Source organism: Natrialba swarupiae, from assembly GCF_008245225.1.
In the GTDB taxonomy this organism is placed as follows: domain Archaea; phylum Halobacteriota; class Halobacteria; order Halobacteriales; family Natrialbaceae; genus Natrarchaeobius; species Natrarchaeobius swarupiae.
Genome location: NZ_VTAW01000026.1, coordinates 34,744 through 50,064 on the forward strand (window position 1 = coordinate 34,744; position 15,321 = coordinate 50,064).

At 64.0% G+C, this 15,321-nt stretch carries 17 protein-coding genes and 1 pseudogene; 16 read left to right on the forward strand and 2 right to left on the reverse strand.

Annotated elements, in window-relative coordinates; genetic code table 11:
* The first annotated feature begins 62 nt into the window (after positions 1–62).
* From FYC77_RS16215 to FYC77_RS16280, 15 genes and pseudogenes are all read left to right on the forward strand, one after another.
* On the forward strand, positions 63–590 hold the full coding sequence (locus FYC77_RS16215) for a DUF7342 family protein (protein ID WP_149082539.1): 528 nt from the start codon (positions 63–65) through the stop codon (positions 588–590).
* Positions 591–1,040, forward strand: a complete 450-nt coding sequence (locus tag FYC77_RS21080) for a hypothetical protein (RefSeq protein ID WP_149082540.1) — start codon at positions 591–593, stop codon at positions 1,038–1,040.
* A gap of 373 nt (positions 1,041–1,413) precedes the next feature.
* A pseudogene (locus FYC77_RS16225) lies at positions 1,414–1,638 on the forward strand (DUF6735 family protein); the annotation flags it as partial.
* A 331-nt stretch (positions 1,639–1,969) separates the two neighbouring features.
* On the forward strand, positions 1,970–2,656 hold the full coding sequence (gene cbiT, locus FYC77_RS16230) for a precorrin-6Y C5,15-methyltransferase (decarboxylating) subunit CbiT (RefSeq protein ID WP_149082541.1): 687 nt from the start codon (positions 1,970–1,972) through the stop codon (positions 2,654–2,656).
* Entirely contained in the window at positions 2,653–3,513 is an 861-nt protein-coding gene (locus tag FYC77_RS16235; protein ID WP_149082542.1) for a cobalt-precorrin-4/precorrin-4 C(11)-methyltransferase, read from the forward strand. Before cbiT ends, FYC77_RS16235 begins: the two co-directional genes overlap by 4 nt.
* Before the next feature lie 635 nt (positions 3,514–4,148).
* Complete coding sequence (locus tag FYC77_RS16240) at positions 4,149–5,222, forward strand: ATP-binding protein (RefSeq protein ID WP_149082543.1); 1,074 nt, start codon at positions 4,149–4,151, stop codon at positions 5,220–5,222.
* Positions 5,223–5,343: 121 nt separating this feature from the next.
* A complete protein-coding gene (locus FYC77_RS20220) occupies positions 5,344–5,493 on the forward strand; it encodes a hypothetical protein (protein ID WP_162354549.1) in 150 nt (49 codons plus the stop codon).
* A gap of 203 nt (positions 5,494–5,696) precedes the next feature.
* The gene (cbiG, locus tag FYC77_RS16245) at positions 5,697–6,665 is read left to right on the forward strand and encodes a cobalt-precorrin 5A hydrolase (protein ID WP_149082544.1); all 969 of its coding nucleotides are present in this window, start codon (positions 5,697–5,699) and stop codon (positions 6,663–6,665) included.
* The gene (locus tag FYC77_RS16250) at positions 6,662–7,570 is read left to right on the forward strand and encodes a precorrin-3B C(17)-methyltransferase (RefSeq protein ID WP_149082545.1); all 909 of its coding nucleotides are present in this window, start codon (positions 6,662–6,664) and stop codon (positions 7,568–7,570) included. Before cbiG ends, FYC77_RS16250 begins: the two co-directional genes overlap by 4 nt.
* A gap of 14 nt (positions 7,571–7,584) precedes the next feature.
* The gene (gene cobJ / locus FYC77_RS16255; RefSeq protein ID WP_149082546.1) at positions 7,585–8,520 is read left to right on the forward strand and encodes a precorrin-3B C(17)-methyltransferase; all 936 of its coding nucleotides are present in this window, start codon (positions 7,585–7,587) and stop codon (positions 8,518–8,520) included.
* A gap of 16 nt (positions 8,521–8,536) precedes the next feature.
* On the forward strand, positions 8,537–8,803 hold the full coding sequence (locus FYC77_RS16260) for a ferredoxin (protein WP_149082547.1): 267 nt from the start codon (positions 8,537–8,539) through the stop codon (positions 8,801–8,803).
* A complete protein-coding gene (locus FYC77_RS16265) occupies positions 8,800–9,519 on the forward strand; it encodes a cobalamin biosynthesis protein (protein WP_149082548.1) in 720 nt (239 codons plus the stop codon). The genes FYC77_RS16260 and FYC77_RS16265 overlap by 4 nt, the downstream gene beginning before the upstream one ends.
* 97 nt (positions 9,520–9,616) lie before the next feature.
* Positions 9,617–10,837 carry a CbiX/SirB N-terminal domain-containing protein gene (locus FYC77_RS16270; protein ID WP_149082549.1) on the forward strand — a complete coding sequence of 407 codons (1,221 nt, stop codon included), beginning with the start codon at positions 9,617–9,619 and terminating at the stop codon, positions 10,835–10,837.
* Between the two features lie 15 nt (positions 10,838–10,852).
* A complete protein-coding gene (locus FYC77_RS16275) occupies positions 10,853–11,221 on the forward strand; it encodes a DUF3209 family protein (protein ID WP_149082550.1) in 369 nt (122 codons plus the stop codon).
* Positions 11,222–11,223: 2 nt separating this feature from the next.
* The gene (locus FYC77_RS16280; RefSeq protein ID WP_238387003.1) at positions 11,224–12,453 is read left to right on the forward strand and encodes an outer membrane protein assembly factor BamB family protein; all 1,230 of its coding nucleotides are present in this window, start codon (positions 11,224–11,226) and stop codon (positions 12,451–12,453) included.
* A gap of 63 nt (positions 12,454–12,516) precedes the next feature.
* Here the strand turns inward: FYC77_RS16280 and FYC77_RS16285 are convergent, their stop codons facing one another.
* Together FYC77_RS16285 and FYC77_RS16290 are read right to left on the reverse strand one after the other, a co-directional pair.
* A complete protein-coding gene (locus FYC77_RS16285) occupies positions 12,517–13,860 on the reverse strand; it encodes a glycerate kinase type-2 family protein (RefSeq protein ID WP_149082551.1) in 1,344 nt (447 codons plus the stop codon).
* Positions 13,861–13,981: 121 nt separating this feature from the next.
* Positions 13,982–14,467 carry a flavin reductase family protein gene (locus tag FYC77_RS16290; protein ID WP_149082552.1) on the reverse strand — a complete coding sequence of 162 codons (486 nt, stop codon included), beginning with the start codon at positions 14,465–14,467 and terminating at the stop codon, positions 13,982–13,984.
* A 247-nt stretch (positions 14,468–14,714) separates the two neighbouring features.
* Between FYC77_RS16290 and FYC77_RS16295 the strand changes: the two genes are divergently transcribed.
* On the forward strand, positions 14,715–15,113 hold the full coding sequence (locus FYC77_RS16295; RefSeq protein ID WP_149082553.1) for a universal stress protein: 399 nt from the start codon (positions 14,715–14,717) through the stop codon (positions 15,111–15,113).
* The last annotated feature ends 208 nt before the right edge of the window (positions 15,114–15,321 follow it).

Consider the following 15,321-nt stretch of genomic DNA (forward strand, 5'->3'; position numbering starts at 1 on the left):
GTATTCTCACACATATATGAATTGTCCAAAGATATATTGAGAGTGGCCGCCTACAGCCAGGTATGACCGAGTTCGATCCGGCCCCAGAGTCCGACGATAGCCAGAGACGGTGGCAGACGGGAACAGATACGTTCGGTCGTGTCTACGATGTCGTTCTCGGAATTACGTCCCCGACTGCGTACACCGAGATCGCGGAGCTTGCGGACTGCTCTCCAAACGCCGCGAAAAAGCACCTCGATCGCTTAGCAGAGATGGGTATCGCTCGAGCCGATAGAGACAGCCGCCCAGCGACATACGAACGAAATGAGGGGTATCTCGAATGGCAGGAAGCCAGTCGAATTGCAACCGAGCTCTCCCTCGAAGAGATCATCGACCGCGTGGAGACGCTTGAGGCGCAGCGGACGGAATACGAAGCCCGGTTCGAAACCAGGGACCCCACAGCCGTCACTGTGTTTGATCACGACAGTCACGACACTATTCACGAGCGGATGACCGCAGTCAGCGAGTGGCAGGGTGTGATTCGGGATATCAGGCTGTACGAACTTGCTCGCCAGCTCTCCCAGAACGACGGGCATTTGATTCCGGCGTAAATGAGCCAACCACCGAAGGATTCGGTGCCACACTCGACAGGACCACCGGATCGACAGACACTGCGCCTGCTGGAGCGACACCTTTCGTCGGATTCACTCGTGGCGGAGACTGCGTTCGATCCGGATTCATACGCACCTCGACTGCTCCGTGGACTGCTCGACGCTAGACGATACCCAGACTCAGTGAATGCAACCCGTCTCGACATTCGGTGGTTCACGACTGGCGATTTCTCGGTCCACTACGTCGAAGAGCACGAGAACGGGGAACGCTGGGAGTGTCGCTGGGACCGGCACCCGAACACGCATAACGCCCGGTTGCACTTCCACAAGCCACCGTCTGCCAGCGAAATCACCGACCTCGAACTCCCGTCACTCCATCCACTCGAAGTATATTCTACTGTCCTCACGGCGATAGAGCAACGCATTAAGACACTGTGGTCGTCACAGTGATCTCGTAAAGAAGGGGAGCATGAATTCCGCCGTCGCGAAAGGTGCTGGTCAGCCACGCTCCTCACGAAGGTTGACAGGGACTCTGCGGTCGGCGACTGCCAGCTAATCTATGACCTCGATACAGAGCCCTTGTGACACACGAGTTCCTCCGAACAGTCGTCGGCTATCTCGAGCCTAACGAAGAACTCAACATCCAGACAGCCGGGTTCACGAAATGTCGGTTCCCCGCCCTCACAAAGCGGTACGTTCTTCACGACGGCGAAGTCCTTCACGCGGACCTCTGTTCCCCGAACCGATCGACGAGTAGGGTTGTTCGTCCTCCGGGAGGGGTGTTGACGATCCAGTTGCGGTCGCCCCACAAGGTGATTGCTCGATGGGATATCGCGCACTCGTTGCGTATGAACGGACCGATGGACAGTACACACTCCACTACAGCCACTGGGGCGCAGCGAACCTCAATCTCAAACACCGAATCTCGGCTGAGTCGCCGTTCGGTGGCGAGAGCACCGATTCCACGTGGGCGAACCAGCTACTCGCAGAACTAGCGGATGGCCTCGAGGCAGACGCCGTCAACAGCTACCTCGCCGGCGTGAACCGGTTCGAGATGGGCGACATACTGCGAGCGGAGGGAGTCGAACTGCGAATGTCATTCAAGGTATCTGATTGGAATTAGTAGAATAGGTGCCTATTGGAACTATTCTACAGGAACGTGCGAGACAAGAGGGATAGCTGATGTAACGGCTCCGAGACTATGCTGTCCGCTCACCCCCCGGCTGTTCGCTCCTCGGTTCCGACAGGGTGTCGGAACACTCGTCGCTCACGGGAAGGCGGGGGTATGCGCTCGTATCTCTATCACGACCCGCATCACAACTGGTATTGTTCTACTCCCAGCGAAATTGTTTTAGTAGTGGCGGCAGTTGCCACGGCTGATGCCACCTAACGCGTTGCCACACGATGCGAAGGCCGGACCGACGAAATCGGAGGTCCGGGCGATCGTCGGCTCGAAGCTCGCACTCGAGTCCGACGACCACTTCGCGGAGGTCGGCTCCTGTACGGGAGCCGTCACCATCGACGCGGCCCAACGGGCCGGTCGAGTCACCGCACTCGAGCGAAAGCCGGAACGCCTCGAGACGACTGAACGGAATCTCGCCGCGAACGAGGAGTCGATACGGGCGACGGTCGACCTCCGCAACGCGGAGGCGCCGGATGGACTGCCCGCGGACGCCGACGCGCTGTTCGTCGGCGGGAGCCGCAACTTCGAGGCGGTGCTCGATCACGCCGTCGAGACCGAAATCGACCGCATCGTGATGAACGTCTCGCGTCTCGAGGTCGCCGGGCGGGCGACGGCGGCGTTTCGCGAGCGCAACATACTCGAGGAGGTCCTCCAGGTCCAGGTCAGTCGCGGCTACGAACTCGCCGGTGCGACGAGTTTCGACTCGGAGAACCCTGTCTACGTGCTAGTCGGGAGCGCAACGCCGGAGTCGAGCGGGGAGAGACAGCCGGCCACCGACGGCGGTCGGTCGGACCCGATCGTCGACGGCGGCGAACGCGACGGTGCGGACCTCGAGCGCGCCGAAGCGTGTGAGAGCGGCGACTGCGGAGGGCACCAACGATGACCGACCGGGATGGCGATCCCCAGGACGCGATCGACGCACGAGGCGAGCGCCGCCGTGACGGACTCGACGACCGCGTCTTCGAGCGAAGCGCCGGCGACGGCGAGGGCGTCCCCTTCGTCGGTGCCGGTCCCGGCGATCCGCGCTTGCTTACCATCGCCGGGAAGGAACTGCTCGAGGGGGCCGACCTCGTCGTCCACGCGGGGTCGCTGGTCAATAGCGAACTACTCGAGGCCTACTGCGCCCACGCGGAACTCGTCAACTCCGTCGGAAAGGATCTCGAGGAGCTAATCCCGCTGATGCGGGACGCCTACGAGGACGGAAAGCGCGTCGTCCGCTTACACAGCGGCGATCCCGCCATCTACGGGGCGGCCCTCGAGCAGATGGACGCCCTCGAGAGCGAAGGGGTGCCGACGTACGTCGTTCCGGGCGTCACGTCGGCGTTTGCGGCCAGTGCGACCCTGCGAACGCAGTTGACGTTGAACGAGGTCGCAAACCACGTCGCGTTCACCCGTCCACAGGGGAAGACGCTGAGCGAGGCGGAAGACCACATCTCGGAGTTTGTCGGCATGGGCGACGTGACGACGTGCATCTACCTCGGAACCCACGCCGTTCGAGAGACGATGGATCGACTGCTCAAGGACGGTCACGATCCGGAGACACCGGTCGCCGTGGTCTATCACGCCTCCTGGCCGGACGAGGACGTGATCGTCGGGACGATCGGTGACGTTGCCGACCGGGTAGAAGAGGCGGGCTACCGGGCGTCGGCGCTGGTCGTCGTCGGCGACGCCGTGACGGGTGCGGGGTACGAGCGGTCGTACCTCTACGGCGATTGGGCGAGCAAAAGCACGTCCGACTGACCGAGACTGCACGTCAGCGACCGAGACGGTCGCTACCGTCGAACCGTGACCACGCGTTTCGCTCCCCGCAGTTTCCTAAACGCCAGTGTCTCGGGTCCCCACGGCGAGGAGGGGTGTAACGGCTGCGCGGTGGTTCGAGAGATCTGATTACTCGTCATCACGAAAGGCGTCCTGTGCCTTTCGAACGACACAGCCATCGGTACACCTGGTCGACCGCGAGAGCGGGGCGTTTCGGACGAGAGAACAGGTCGTGTCGTAGACAGGCACATATCCCAATCTGCAGGACGGGAAGCCGTGTCCTCCAGGGTGCGGAGGATGTCACCTGGTTATCTTCGAACTCCACGTCGACTTCGGTGGTGCCTTCGAACGTATCGACGCCGCCGAGGATCCGTAACATAATCCTAAGCGACATGACACCGATGATTAACGCGATCACGAGCCCGATCGGCGATCCCTCGATTGCACGATCGTCGTCGGCGAACGAATGGGTCAGGCCAGACCCGACAGAGATCGTCTTCGGGTTGCCATTCCGATCCATACCCCACTTGATGCTCTTTCCAGTTCAAACTTTTATAGCAAGCATATCTTAAACTATTGTACTAACACTCAAATAGGAAGGTGGCCGAACCAGAACTATGAGCTTCGTCATCGGTCGCGGTTCCGACGCTGAGACGACACAGACGGGCCACCTCGGCCGGTATCGTGCGCTCGACGGCAGCGAAGGTGCGAAGCTGTTTGTCGACCTCGACGGGCCACACGCCATGTTGATCGTCGGAAAACGCGGCTACGGAAAGTCGTTCACGCTCGGCGTCGTCGCCGAGGAACTGGCGCGTTCGCCGGGCGTCGCACCCGTCATCGTCGACCCGATGGGCGTCTTCGCGACGCTCGCCGAACCCGCTGACGGCGAGTCGGTTCCGATCGAGGTCGTCGATCGCCCGGCGGTCGCAGCGAGCGTGCTCGATCCCCGCTCGTGGTGTTCCCTGCTCGGACTCTCACCGGAAAGCGGTGCCGGCGGACTCGTCTGGCAAGCCGCCCAGGAGGCCGACACCCTCGAGGCGATGTCCCGACGGGTCGAAGCGATCGACGCGCCGACGACCGACACGCGTGCGGCGACCAATCACCTGTCGCTCGCCGAGTCGTGGGAGGTGTTCGATCCCGAGGGCCTCGACGCGGCCGACCTCGCCAGCACGGCGGCCACGGTCGTCGACGTCTCCGGGTTGGACGCAGCGCCGATGAACGCCGTCTGTCGCGGTATCGGAGAGGCGCTCTACCGGGCCCGCATCGACGAGACGATCGATCGTCTCCCGTGGCTGATGATCGACGAGGCACACACCTTCTTCGACGGCGTCGCCGAAGCGGCGCTCCACACGATCCTCACCCGCGGCCGTGCGCCGGGAGTCAGCCTCGTCTTCGCGACCCAGCGCCCGAGCGCCGTCACGGACACCGCCATCTCCCAGTCCGACGTGTTGATCTCCCATCGACTGACCGCCGAAGCCGACCTCGAGGCGCTCGAGGCGGCCCAGCCGACGTACATGAACGAGTCACTCGACGAACGGCTCCCGACCGAACCGGGACAGGTGGTCGTCATCGACGACGCGACGGAGACGATTCACGCGGCACAGATACGGTTCCGGGACACTCCCCACGGCGGCGGGAGTCCGAGCGCGCGTGAGATCGCTGGTCTCGAGGAGACGTCGACCGACGACTGAGACGGATTGCTGAAACGGATCCTCGGCGAAACCCGACGCTGTGTTCGGCGAGACCGCTCGACAGTGATGGGTCTACAGTAGTCGTTAATACGATTTATCGAGAAGCCGTGACCGTTCCCGGTTGAAACGAAAGCGGTCGTCACCGACGGACGCCGTCCTCGGCGACGGGATCGACGTCGACTCGAGCGAGCGAAGTCGCCGCCGACGGATCGACGAGACGGAACAAACGCTCGTCACCTGCCCCTCCGCCACGTTCTCCCATCCTGCGTAGCGTCCACTGAGCGTGACTCGAGTGACGAAGTCACCAACGCGTCGAGAGTATCCCGCTCGAGATGGGGGCCTCGCGTCGACAGGGCCGTCTCCACAGAAACTAAACCTATATTGCACATGAGAAACGTAGCTTGTATTAGTGATGGCAAACATCGTCTCAGCCGTGAGCGTTCGATCGACACTGAACCGACACGGAGGAAGCCGATGAGCTCCGGGACGGACAACGACGACGGCAGCCACTGTTCGACGCCGGATTCCGACGGCGAGGTCGCCGAGGAGATCGCGATCGTCGCCTTCGAGCGGAAGATGGAGACCGCCGAGGAGATCAGCGACGAACTCGCGGACCGCTACGAGACGATCGACATCCTCGAGTACCACGGCGATGTCTTCGAGGAGTTCTGGGGCGAGTACGACTGTTTCGTCGGGCTCATGGCGTCTGGGATCGCGATGCGCAAAACCGCACATCTGCTCGACGACAAGTGGGACGATCCGGCGATCTGCGTCGTCGACGAGGAGTTGACGTGGGCGATTCCGATCACCGGCGGCCACCACGGGGCAAACCAGGTCGCACAGGACCTGGCAACGATGGGAGCCGTTCCGGCGATGACCACCGCCTCGGAGGCTGCCGGCAAACAGGGCGTCGAGTCGCGTGCGAAGGCGATGGACGCCCACGTCGTCAACGGCGACTCGACGGTCAAAACGAACCTCGCCGTCCTCGACGACGATCTGGGGCCGGTCGCCCGACTCGAGGGGCCACGGGCGGTGTTGGTCGGCGACGACGTGACCGTCCTCAAGCGGAACACGCAAAACGGTATCGTCGTCGGCACCGGAAGCGTCTCCGGGGCGGACACGGAGGCGTTTCTCGCCGCGTGGGAGGAGGCCCTCGAGCAGACCGAATACGGCTTCGCCGATGTGGAGTTCGTCGCCACCGCGACCCGCAAGGCCGAGGAGGAGGGACTGCTCGAGGCGGCCCGGGAACTCGACCTCGGCGTCGTCACCTTCGACAGGGAGACGCTGCTCGACCACGAGGGGCCGACACCCTCCAAATCGAAGGAGCTGATCGGCTGGCCCGGCGTCTCCGAGGCGTCGGCGATCGCCGGCGGGGCAAAACAGGAACTCGTCCTCGAGAAACGAAGTTACGAGAACGAAGTGACGGTGGCGATCGGCCGATGAGTTCCGACGCCGAATCCGCGGAGACGAGTGCGGACGACGGGGCGGTCGCGGACGAACCGACCACCGGCACACCCGACGATCACGGCACCCTCTCCGTCGTCGGCATCGGCCCCGGCCTCCCGGATCAGATGACCGCGAAGGCCAAGCGAGTGATCGAGTCCGCCGACGTCGTGATCGCCTCGAGTCTCTACCAGGCGTTCCTCCGAGAGGACGGGACGCTCCCGCCCGAAGACGCGGTCGACGACGATGGAGTCGCGACTCGAGACGGTGGGTTCGAACAAGAGATCGTGCGATCGACGATGGGCCGACAGATCGAACTCACCCGCGCGGCGTTCGATCACGTCCGCGAGGGGAAAGACGTCGCCCACGTCTCGGGCGGCGACCCCTCCGTCTACGGCAAGTCCGATCTCGTCTTCGCGATGGCCGAAGAGGACGACGCGACGGACGTGCCGATCGAGATCGTTCCCGGTATAACGGCGGCATTGGGCGGTGCGGCCAACGTCGGCGCGCCGCTGTGTAACGACTTCTGTACCGTCTCGCTGTCGGACAAGTGGCGGGGCTGGGAGGAGATCGAGGAGAAGTTGCGGGCGGCGGCGGTCTCGGAGTTCGTGATCGTCCTCTACAACTGCTGGCGCAACTACGAGCGGGCGCTCGAGATCGTCCGCGAGGAACGCACCGACGACGCTCTCGTCGCGATCGTCAACGACGCCGGCCGCGCGGACGCCGGCCGCAACGGCGAGAGCGAGTTCATCACGACCCTCGGCGAGGCCGGAGACCACGACGAGAAGGTGTCGGGAATGGGCACCTCGCTGATCATCGGTACCCACGAGACGAAGACCTGGTGCAACGACGACCGAACCTACCTCGTCACCCCGCGAGGCGGGCGTGACGTCGACGACTTCTGAGAGAGCGAACTTCAATGAGCACGGATACCAACGCCGACGCGACCGACGAATCGACTTCGAACTGCGGTGCCTCGAGTTCCGACGACACCGAGTCCTCGAGCACGTGTGGCGCCTCGAGTTCCGACGACGACTCGACCGAACAGGAGGTCGGCGCGACGGTCGACGAGTTCGACGCCGACCCAGGCCAACTGCTCGCGGTCGGTCTCGGTCCCGGCCATCCGGGGGGAATGACCGACCGCGCGAAGACGGCCCTGCTCGAGGCCGAGCACATCGTCGGCTACACGACCTACATCGACCTCATCCCCGACGAGATCACCGAGGCGGCCGACGAACTGTACGACACGCCGATGTGTGGCGAAGTCTCACGCACCGAGGAGGCGATCGACCGCACGCTCGCGGGCAACGACGTGGCGATCGTCGGCAGCGGCGATCCGAACGTCTACGCGCTCGCCGGTCTGGCCCTCGAGATCCTCGAGTCGAAAGGCGCGACGGCGTCGATGGTCGACTTCGAGGTCGTCCCGGGCGTTCCGGCCGCCCAGTCGTGTGGGGCGCGTCTGGGCGCACCGCTGGTCAACGACACCGTCTCGATCTCGCTGTCCGATCATCTGGTGGCGATGCCCGAGATCGAGTCGCGCCTGCACGCCGCCGCAAAGGAGAAGTTCACGATCGCGATCTACAACCCCTGGAGTCGCAAGCGTCGCGAAAACTTCCAGAAGTGCTGTGAGATCCTCCTGGCCCACCGCGATCCCGACACGCCGGTCGGCATCGTCCACGGCGCCGGCCGGGAGGACGAACGCGTGTTGCTGACCGAACTCGGGGAACTCGAGCCCCTCGGCGAGGACGAGATCGTCGATATGACGACGACGATCATCGTCGGCAACGAGGAGACGTACGTCTGGGACGACCGGATGGTGACCCCGCGAGGCTACGAGACGAAGTACGACTACTGACCGTTACAGATCCACCATGTCACGATACGAACTCACGGTCGAAAAGGACGCCTGCGACGGCATCTTCGCCTGTCTCACCCGCGATCCCCGCTTCGTCGAGGGGGCTGACGGTCTGGCGACGATCGATCCGGACGCCGACCCGATCTACGACTGCGACGGCGACGTCGTCGATACCGCCGAACGGGTCGTCGCGACGTTCGACGACGACCGGATCGACGAGGCGCGACAGGCCGCGGCGGCCTGTCCGACGGACGCAATCGCGGTCAGGGAGGTAAACGAATGAGCCCCGACAACGGTGACCAGTCGGACGAACGGGAACCACTCTTGAGCGTCCAGTCGCCCGCAGACGTACTCGCCGGCCATCCGACGACGGCGTACTTCTGGGGCCACGTCGCCGCGAGCGGAGCCGTTTCTGACGGGAGCCTCGAGGTCGTGACGAGCGACGAACGATCCGCCGAGACGCTTTCGGCGATCGCCGGCGGCGACGTCGCACGCGAGACGACGAGTCGGGAGTACGCCCACGATACGTCGATCACGAGAACGGCCGAGGAGTACACGCTAACCCTCGACGGAGATCGCGGGTCGGAGGAGGGGCTGTTCGGCCGATCGACGACGGCTGGACTGCCCGTCGACGGCCGCGGAAACTATCGGTTCGGAGCGTTCTCGAGTCACGACCGGGAACTCCTTCGAGGCCTGCTCGAGGGCTGTGGAACGGTCTGTTTCAAGTCCTCGCAGGGGACGGTCGGGATCTCGTTCGTCCACGACGACCGCGACCTGCTCGAGACCGTTCGAGATCTGCTCGGGGACTGTCCGGTGGACCCACCGCTTGGCGACCTCTCGGAGACCTCCTCGGGTGGCTACTGGTTCGGCGTCGACGACGACGCCGCACCCGAACTCGGTCGCTGGCTGTACGACGACTGCGAGGAGACCGGGCTGTACGCCCCCAGCCGCCGGCGAAAGCTCGAGCGCAGCCTCGAGCAGGCGGAAGGCCTCGAGTGATCCGCGCTGCGGTGCGCGTGGCGCGCCGTTGGAGCGTAGAGGATGAGAGGGAGAGAGGAGTGAGGGAGAACACGGATACCCGAACGAGTTACGAACCATGCACCACACGATCGACGACGGACCCGCGTTCGACGACGAGGCTGTCCTGCTGGTCGGCCACGGCTCGCGTCGCGAACGCTCGAACGAACAGGTTCGCGAGTTAGCCGCCGGCCTCGAGTCACGTCTCGAGATCCCGGTCGATGCGGCGTTTCTCGAGCTAGCGGAGCCGTCGATCGAGGCGGCGTTCGACGGACTGGCGGGCGTCGTCGATCGAGTGACCGTCGTCCACTGTTCGCTGTTCGCGGCCAGTCACGTCAAAAACGACGTGCCACTGGCCGTCGAGCAGGTGCGAACTGAGCACGACCTCGAGATCGACGTCGGCGCACACCTTGGAGTCCACCCCGCGATCCTCGAGATTCTCGACGAGCGGGCGGCCGCCGTCGAGCGGATGATCGGGGTCGATCGGGAGGTCGACGACGTCGCCGTCGTCTGCTGTGGACGCGGCTCGAGCGATCCGGACGCCAACGGCGACGTCCACAAGCTCGCCCGACTGTTCTACGAAGGGCGGTCGTTCTCGCGCGTCGAGGCGTCGTTCGTCGGCGTCACCGAGCCGACACTCGAGGAGAGTCTTCACGGGCTGGCGAAACACCGACCCGACGCCGTGGTCGTCCTGCCGTACATGCTCGGCGACGGCGTTCTCACCCAACGCGTCCGGGACTGGACCGACGAGTTCGACGCCGACTACCCCTACGTGGCGGCCGCCGCAGGTGATCCACTCGGGACCGACCCGCGGCTGCTCGAGGTCTTTGCGGACCGCTGGCAGGAGGCGCGGTCCGGAAGCGTCGAAATGTCCTGTGACACCTGTAAGTACAAGGTCGACCTGCAGGGCTACGAGGACGACCTCGGCGGCGCACGTGCGATGGTGCGGGCGCTGGCCCATCGAGCGAGTCACGCGGACCGCGAGGACGTCGACGACGAGCCACACGTCCACGACGGGCCGAATCGACACGTCGCGGTCTGTACGAACCGGACCTGTACCGAGATGGGATCGTCGGCGGTCCTCGAGCGACTACGACAGGCCACTCGAGACGCCGACGGCTGTGACGTTCGTATCACGCGGTCGTCCTGTCTCGGCCGCTGTGGCGACGGACCGATGGTCGCCGTCTACCCCGACGGCGTCTGGTACGGCGACGTCGACGACGCGGACGCCGAACGAATCGTTTCGTCCCACCTGGAACGGGACCGCATCGTAAGCGACATCGTCGACCGGACGCTCTAAGCCCGGTCTGTATCCATGAGCTGTTACGAAATTGAAGCGCTGAAACTCGGATTGATGAACGTCCTCGGCGGTGGGGACCGACACGCCCGCGAACACGCGGAGAAAGAACTGGACGGTCACCTCGAGGGGCCGATCGGGGCCCTCGCCGAAGCGAAGACCGTGGCCGGTATCGAGCGCCACCTCGATGCGGCGCTGGTGGATCTCGAGGAGGAGATCGCGGCGATGGATCCCGACGATCCAGAATACGACTACGCGCGCGGCCGGTTGCTCGCCGTCCGCGACGCCGAGCGGGCCGTCCGACGGCTGTCCGTACAGGGAGAGCACGTCGTCGACGGCCTCGGCGACGCCCACGACCTGCTCCACGAAACGTTTCCGGAGGAGTAACGGTGACGGAATCCAGTTTCGGCACCGACCGAATCGACCTGGGCGAGATCGACAGTGCACGGAGCCGTCACATGTGGACGCGCTCGAGCGTCCGCCTGACCGACGACCTCGTCGTCGTCGGACGGGAAAACGGGACGGTGACGGCTTACGACCGAGAATCCCTCGCGGAGCGATGGGCGGTCGACCATCCCGGGAGCGCAACCGGAATCGAGTCGGCCGGCGGTACGGTCGTCGTCGCCGGGCGAGGCGAACGTGGATCGGTCGCAGCCTACGATCTCGAGTCGGGCGAGCACAAGTGGGACTACGAGACCGCACTCGACGTCGGCGAACCCGAAAGCGACGACCGATTCGCACTCCCGTACGTCGTCGACCTCGCTACCGACACGGACCGCGAAGTCGTCTACGCCGCCGCCAGACGGTACGAACGGAACGGGCAAGATCGACGCTGGCACAGTACGGTCTACGCAATCGAGTTCGGTGGACGGGTTCGCTGGCGGTACGAAACCGACGCCTCGCCGATCGCGATCGACGTCGACGACGCCGGCGACCGTCTCGCAGTGGGTTTCAACCGCTGTCTGGGCGACCACGACGTCGGACTCGTCGTTCTCGAGCCCGAAACCGGCGAGCCCCACTGGCAGTGGGATCCTGGAACTGACGGGGATCGGCGGGTCGGCGACGTGGCGTTCGACGGCGATCGTCTCGCCGTCGCGAGCCACGGTGACAAGCGTGGCTACCTCCTCGGTCCAGGTGGCGAGGAACGCTGGCGGATCGATCTCGCGGTCGAGACCGAGATCGGCGACGAGACGCTGTACGCCTACCCGAATCACGTCCACGCAAGCGACGGCCACGTCGCGTTCGTGACCGGAAACACGTACGCCCTCGAGAGCCGCGAGACCGAGAGTCGGCATCCGAACGAACATCGGATCGCCGTCTTCGACGCCGACGGCGAACGTCGGTGGGCCGAACCCGTCCGCGGCTTCGTACACGAACTCGCCGCAGATGGCGGGACGGTCGTCGTCCCCTGTGCACAGAACTTCCGGGTTCGCGATCCGGCAACCCACGCCATCCACCGGTTCGACCTCGAGACTGGCGACGTCGTAACACGACGCCTCGATGGAATCGCGACAGCCGTATCCCTCGACGGTGAGACTGTCGCGGCGATCGAAGAGCCAGTCGTCTATCACGACGAAGAACGTGTCCGCGGCGAGTACGCACTCCAGATCCGATCGTAACCGAACGAATACGGTCTAACTATAGGGAAAATTACAGTTCGATCGGTCGCTCGAGTCGAGAGGTTACTCACCGACGACGAACAGTCGAAGATCGTTGACGTTCGTTCCGCTCGGCCCCGTTCGGAGAAGTGCGTCGACATCGGCGAGGAGAGCCCCTGCGTCGTTTCGCGCCAGCACATCCCTGGCGTCGTCGGAGTCGATCTCTGCGGGGGCCACGATAGCGCCGGCGGCGTCCGACGCGCCGTCGATTCCGTCCGTGTCGACGCTAGCGACGACGACCGGTTCGTCGTCGAGTTCAGCCGCGGCGCTCACCACGAACTCCTGGTTCGGCCCGCCCTGGCCCGGATCGTCGACGAGCGTCACCGTCGTCTCACCGCCCGAGAGGAGAACGACGGGCGGGGACGCCGGATTCCCCGTTTCGACACACTCCCGTGCGATGGCCGCGTGGGTTCTACCCGCTTCGCTGGCCTCGCCCTCGACGCTCGAGGAGAGAACGAGGGCGTCGTACCCGCGTGCGGTCGCAGCCTCCCGTGCGGCATCGAGTGCGGTCCAACCGTTTGCCAGCACGGTCGTAACAACGTCGTCGAACACCGGCTCGTCCGCAGTCGGCGTCTCGGAGTGTGTACCGGCGGCGCCAGCCTCGAGACGATCGGAGACGGCCGTCGGTGCGTCGATCCCGTATCGGTCGAGGACCGCGAGTGCGTCGGCGTAGGTCGTCGGATCGGCCACGAGCGGCCCGCTGGCGATCACCGAGAGGTCGTCGCCGACGACGTCGCTGATCGTCACCCCGACGACGGTCGCCGGCGCGAGAGTCTGTGCGAGTCGCCCACCTTTGATCATCGAGAGATGCTTTCTAACCGCGTTTATCTCGTCGATCGAGGCACCGCTCGAGAGCAACGCCTCCGTCGTCGACTGAAGATCCGACAGCGCGAGGTCGGCTGGCGGTGCCGCGAGCAAGGCGCTTGCACCCCCTGTGATACAGGCGACGACGAGATCGTCCGCCGTCGCGGATTCGGCGACCGACAACACCCGCCGGGCACCATCGACGCAGCGCTCGGTCGGAACCGGGTGGTCGCCCTCGATCACCTCGATGATGTCCGTCGGTTCGACGTCGTCGGTGACGACGACGCCGCCGGAGAGGTGATCACCGAGCACCCCCTCGAGTTCGCGTGCGAACTGTCCGGCAGCGTTCCCACCCCCGAGAACGAGCACCCGGTCGTACGACTCGAGGTCGTAGACGAGATCGTCCACGTTGGATCCGGACGAGACGACGAGCCTGCCCTCTTCGACGGAGAGCGAACTCTCGGAGACCAAAGACGGGTGGGCCGCGCGAATACCGCGCTCGAGACACGCGAGTGCAACCGAGTGCGCCGTCGATTCCGCACCGGCCCACGCATCATCGAACATATACTCCGGTGGTTCCGGGGACCTCTTGTAACTACCGTCGAAGAGGAGTCATCCGCGAACCGATCGAAGCGAAACGAGGCGGCCAGTTCGTCCGGTGTGACCGGTCCGGGTGTCCGGGAGACTACTCGGCGAGTTCCTCGTAATTCCCCCGGAAGAAGATCAGTGGCTGTTCGTCGGGGTTCTGTACCGCAGCGTCTTCGACGCGACCAACGAAGATCGTGTGGTCACCACCCTCGTGACGGGCATCGATGGTGCAATCGAGGTACGCGAGCGTATCCTCGAAGATGGGTGCCCCCGTCTCGGACCGGAAGAGATCGATCCCTTCGAACGGGTCGTCCATCTCGTGGTGCTGGCCCGCAAAGCGCGTCGAGAGTTCCTCCTGATCCTCTGTGAGGATGTTGACCGCATAGTTATCCGCCTTCTCGAGGAGATCGTGAGAGCTCGCGTCGACGTCACAGTTCCACAACACTAGCGGGGGATCTAACGACAGCGATGTAAAGGAGTTGACCGTCAACGCGTGGTCGTCCCCGTCGAGTGTAAACGTCACGACCGTGACGCCGGTGGCAAAGGTACCGAGAGTCGTCCTGAAATCGTCACCAGAAACCATTGTACTGGATGTGTCACAGCCTCGTAATAAATAGCTTACTGTGCGGGTCGTCGCCCCTTCTGTGATCGCAGTTGCACAGTCGCCGAGCGGACGTGGATACCCCAGAGACCGTTGTACGTCGATGTATGGCCCTGTTCGATCCGTTCCAGCGTAAACGGCCCAGCGGTTGCTGGCGGGCACGGCGATCGAAAGCCGATCAGTCCAACGGTCGATACTATTATTTGCCAGCGACGAATTGATTCGATTGATGTTTACAGTTGTCGCCGGAATCGACAAAAACGAGAACCGTGCCGCGGCGGTCGCCGACGCGATCGAATCGCTTCCCGGGGAAGACGAGACGGAGGTCGTCCTCGTTCACTCGTTTACCGACAATCCCGAAGGGGCGTCGGTCGACCAGATCGGAACCATTCGCCGAGTGAGAGAACGTCTCGAGGCGGAAGAGATCGACGTACAACTCGACGGGCGGAGCGGCGATCCGGCGACGACACTCCTCGAGGCCGCCACAGAGTACGATGCGGACCTCGTTGCAGTCGGGGCACGAGAACGGTCGCCCGCTGGAAAGGCCGTCTTCGGGAGTGTCACCCAGAGCGTTATTCTCGAGGGTGATCGATCGGTGCTCGTCTGTACAGCCGGCGATTTCGAGTGATATTCTCAGCACTGTAGCCGGGCGGATTCTCTCAGACGGATTGCTGTAACAATACACCGCGGAACTCGCGACCTGTCTGCGGGTTCGACGGTAACGACTTACTGAGAGTCAAGGAGAAAGCCCCGCCCTTCACAGTAGTTGCCGAAACAACGGACCAAACCACCTGAAACTCTTTGATTCGTTACGGTAGTTGGTGGCACTAGCGTAC

Coding starts and splice junctions, on each gene's coding strand:
- FYC77_RS16215 (WP_149082539.1), top strand. CDS start 63: ATGACCGAGTTCGATCCGGCCCCAGAGTCCGACGATAGCCAGAGACGG.
- FYC77_RS21080 (WP_149082540.1), top strand. CDS start 591: ATGAGCCAACCACCGAAGGATTCGGTGCCACACTCGACAGGACCACCG.
- cbiT (WP_149082541.1), top strand. CDS start 1,970: ATGCCACCTAACGCGTTGCCACACGATGCGAAGGCCGGACCGACGAAA.
- FYC77_RS16235 (WP_149082542.1), top strand. CDS start 2,653: ATGACCGACCGGGATGGCGATCCCCAGGACGCGATCGACGCACGAGGC.
- FYC77_RS16240 (WP_149082543.1), top strand. CDS start 4,149: ATGAGCTTCGTCATCGGTCGCGGTTCCGACGCTGAGACGACACAGACG.
- cbiG (WP_149082544.1), top strand. CDS start 5,697: ATGAGCTCCGGGACGGACAACGACGACGGCAGCCACTGTTCGACGCCG.
- FYC77_RS16250 (WP_149082545.1), top strand. CDS start 6,662: ATGAGTTCCGACGCCGAATCCGCGGAGACGAGTGCGGACGACGGGGCG.
- cobJ (WP_149082546.1), top strand. CDS start 7,585: ATGAGCACGGATACCAACGCCGACGCGACCGACGAATCGACTTCGAAC.
- FYC77_RS16260 (WP_149082547.1), top strand. CDS start 8,537: ATGTCACGATACGAACTCACGGTCGAAAAGGACGCCTGCGACGGCATC.
- FYC77_RS16265 (WP_149082548.1), top strand. CDS start 8,800: ATGAGCCCCGACAACGGTGACCAGTCGGACGAACGGGAACCACTCTTG.
- FYC77_RS16270 (WP_149082549.1), top strand. CDS start 9,617: ATGCACCACACGATCGACGACGGACCCGCGTTCGACGACGAGGCTGTC.
- FYC77_RS16275 (WP_149082550.1), top strand. CDS start 10,853: ATGAGCTGTTACGAAATTGAAGCGCTGAAACTCGGATTGATGAACGTC.
- FYC77_RS16285 (WP_149082551.1), bottom strand. CDS start 13,860: ATGTTCGATGATGCGTGGGCCGGTGCGGAATCGACGGCGCACTCGGTT.
- FYC77_RS16290 (WP_149082552.1), bottom strand. CDS start 14,467: ATGGTTTCTGGTGACGATTTCAGGACGACTCTCGGTACCTTTGCCACC.
- FYC77_RS16295 (WP_149082553.1), top strand. CDS start 14,715: ATGTTTACAGTTGTCGCCGGAATCGACAAAAACGAGAACCGTGCCGCG.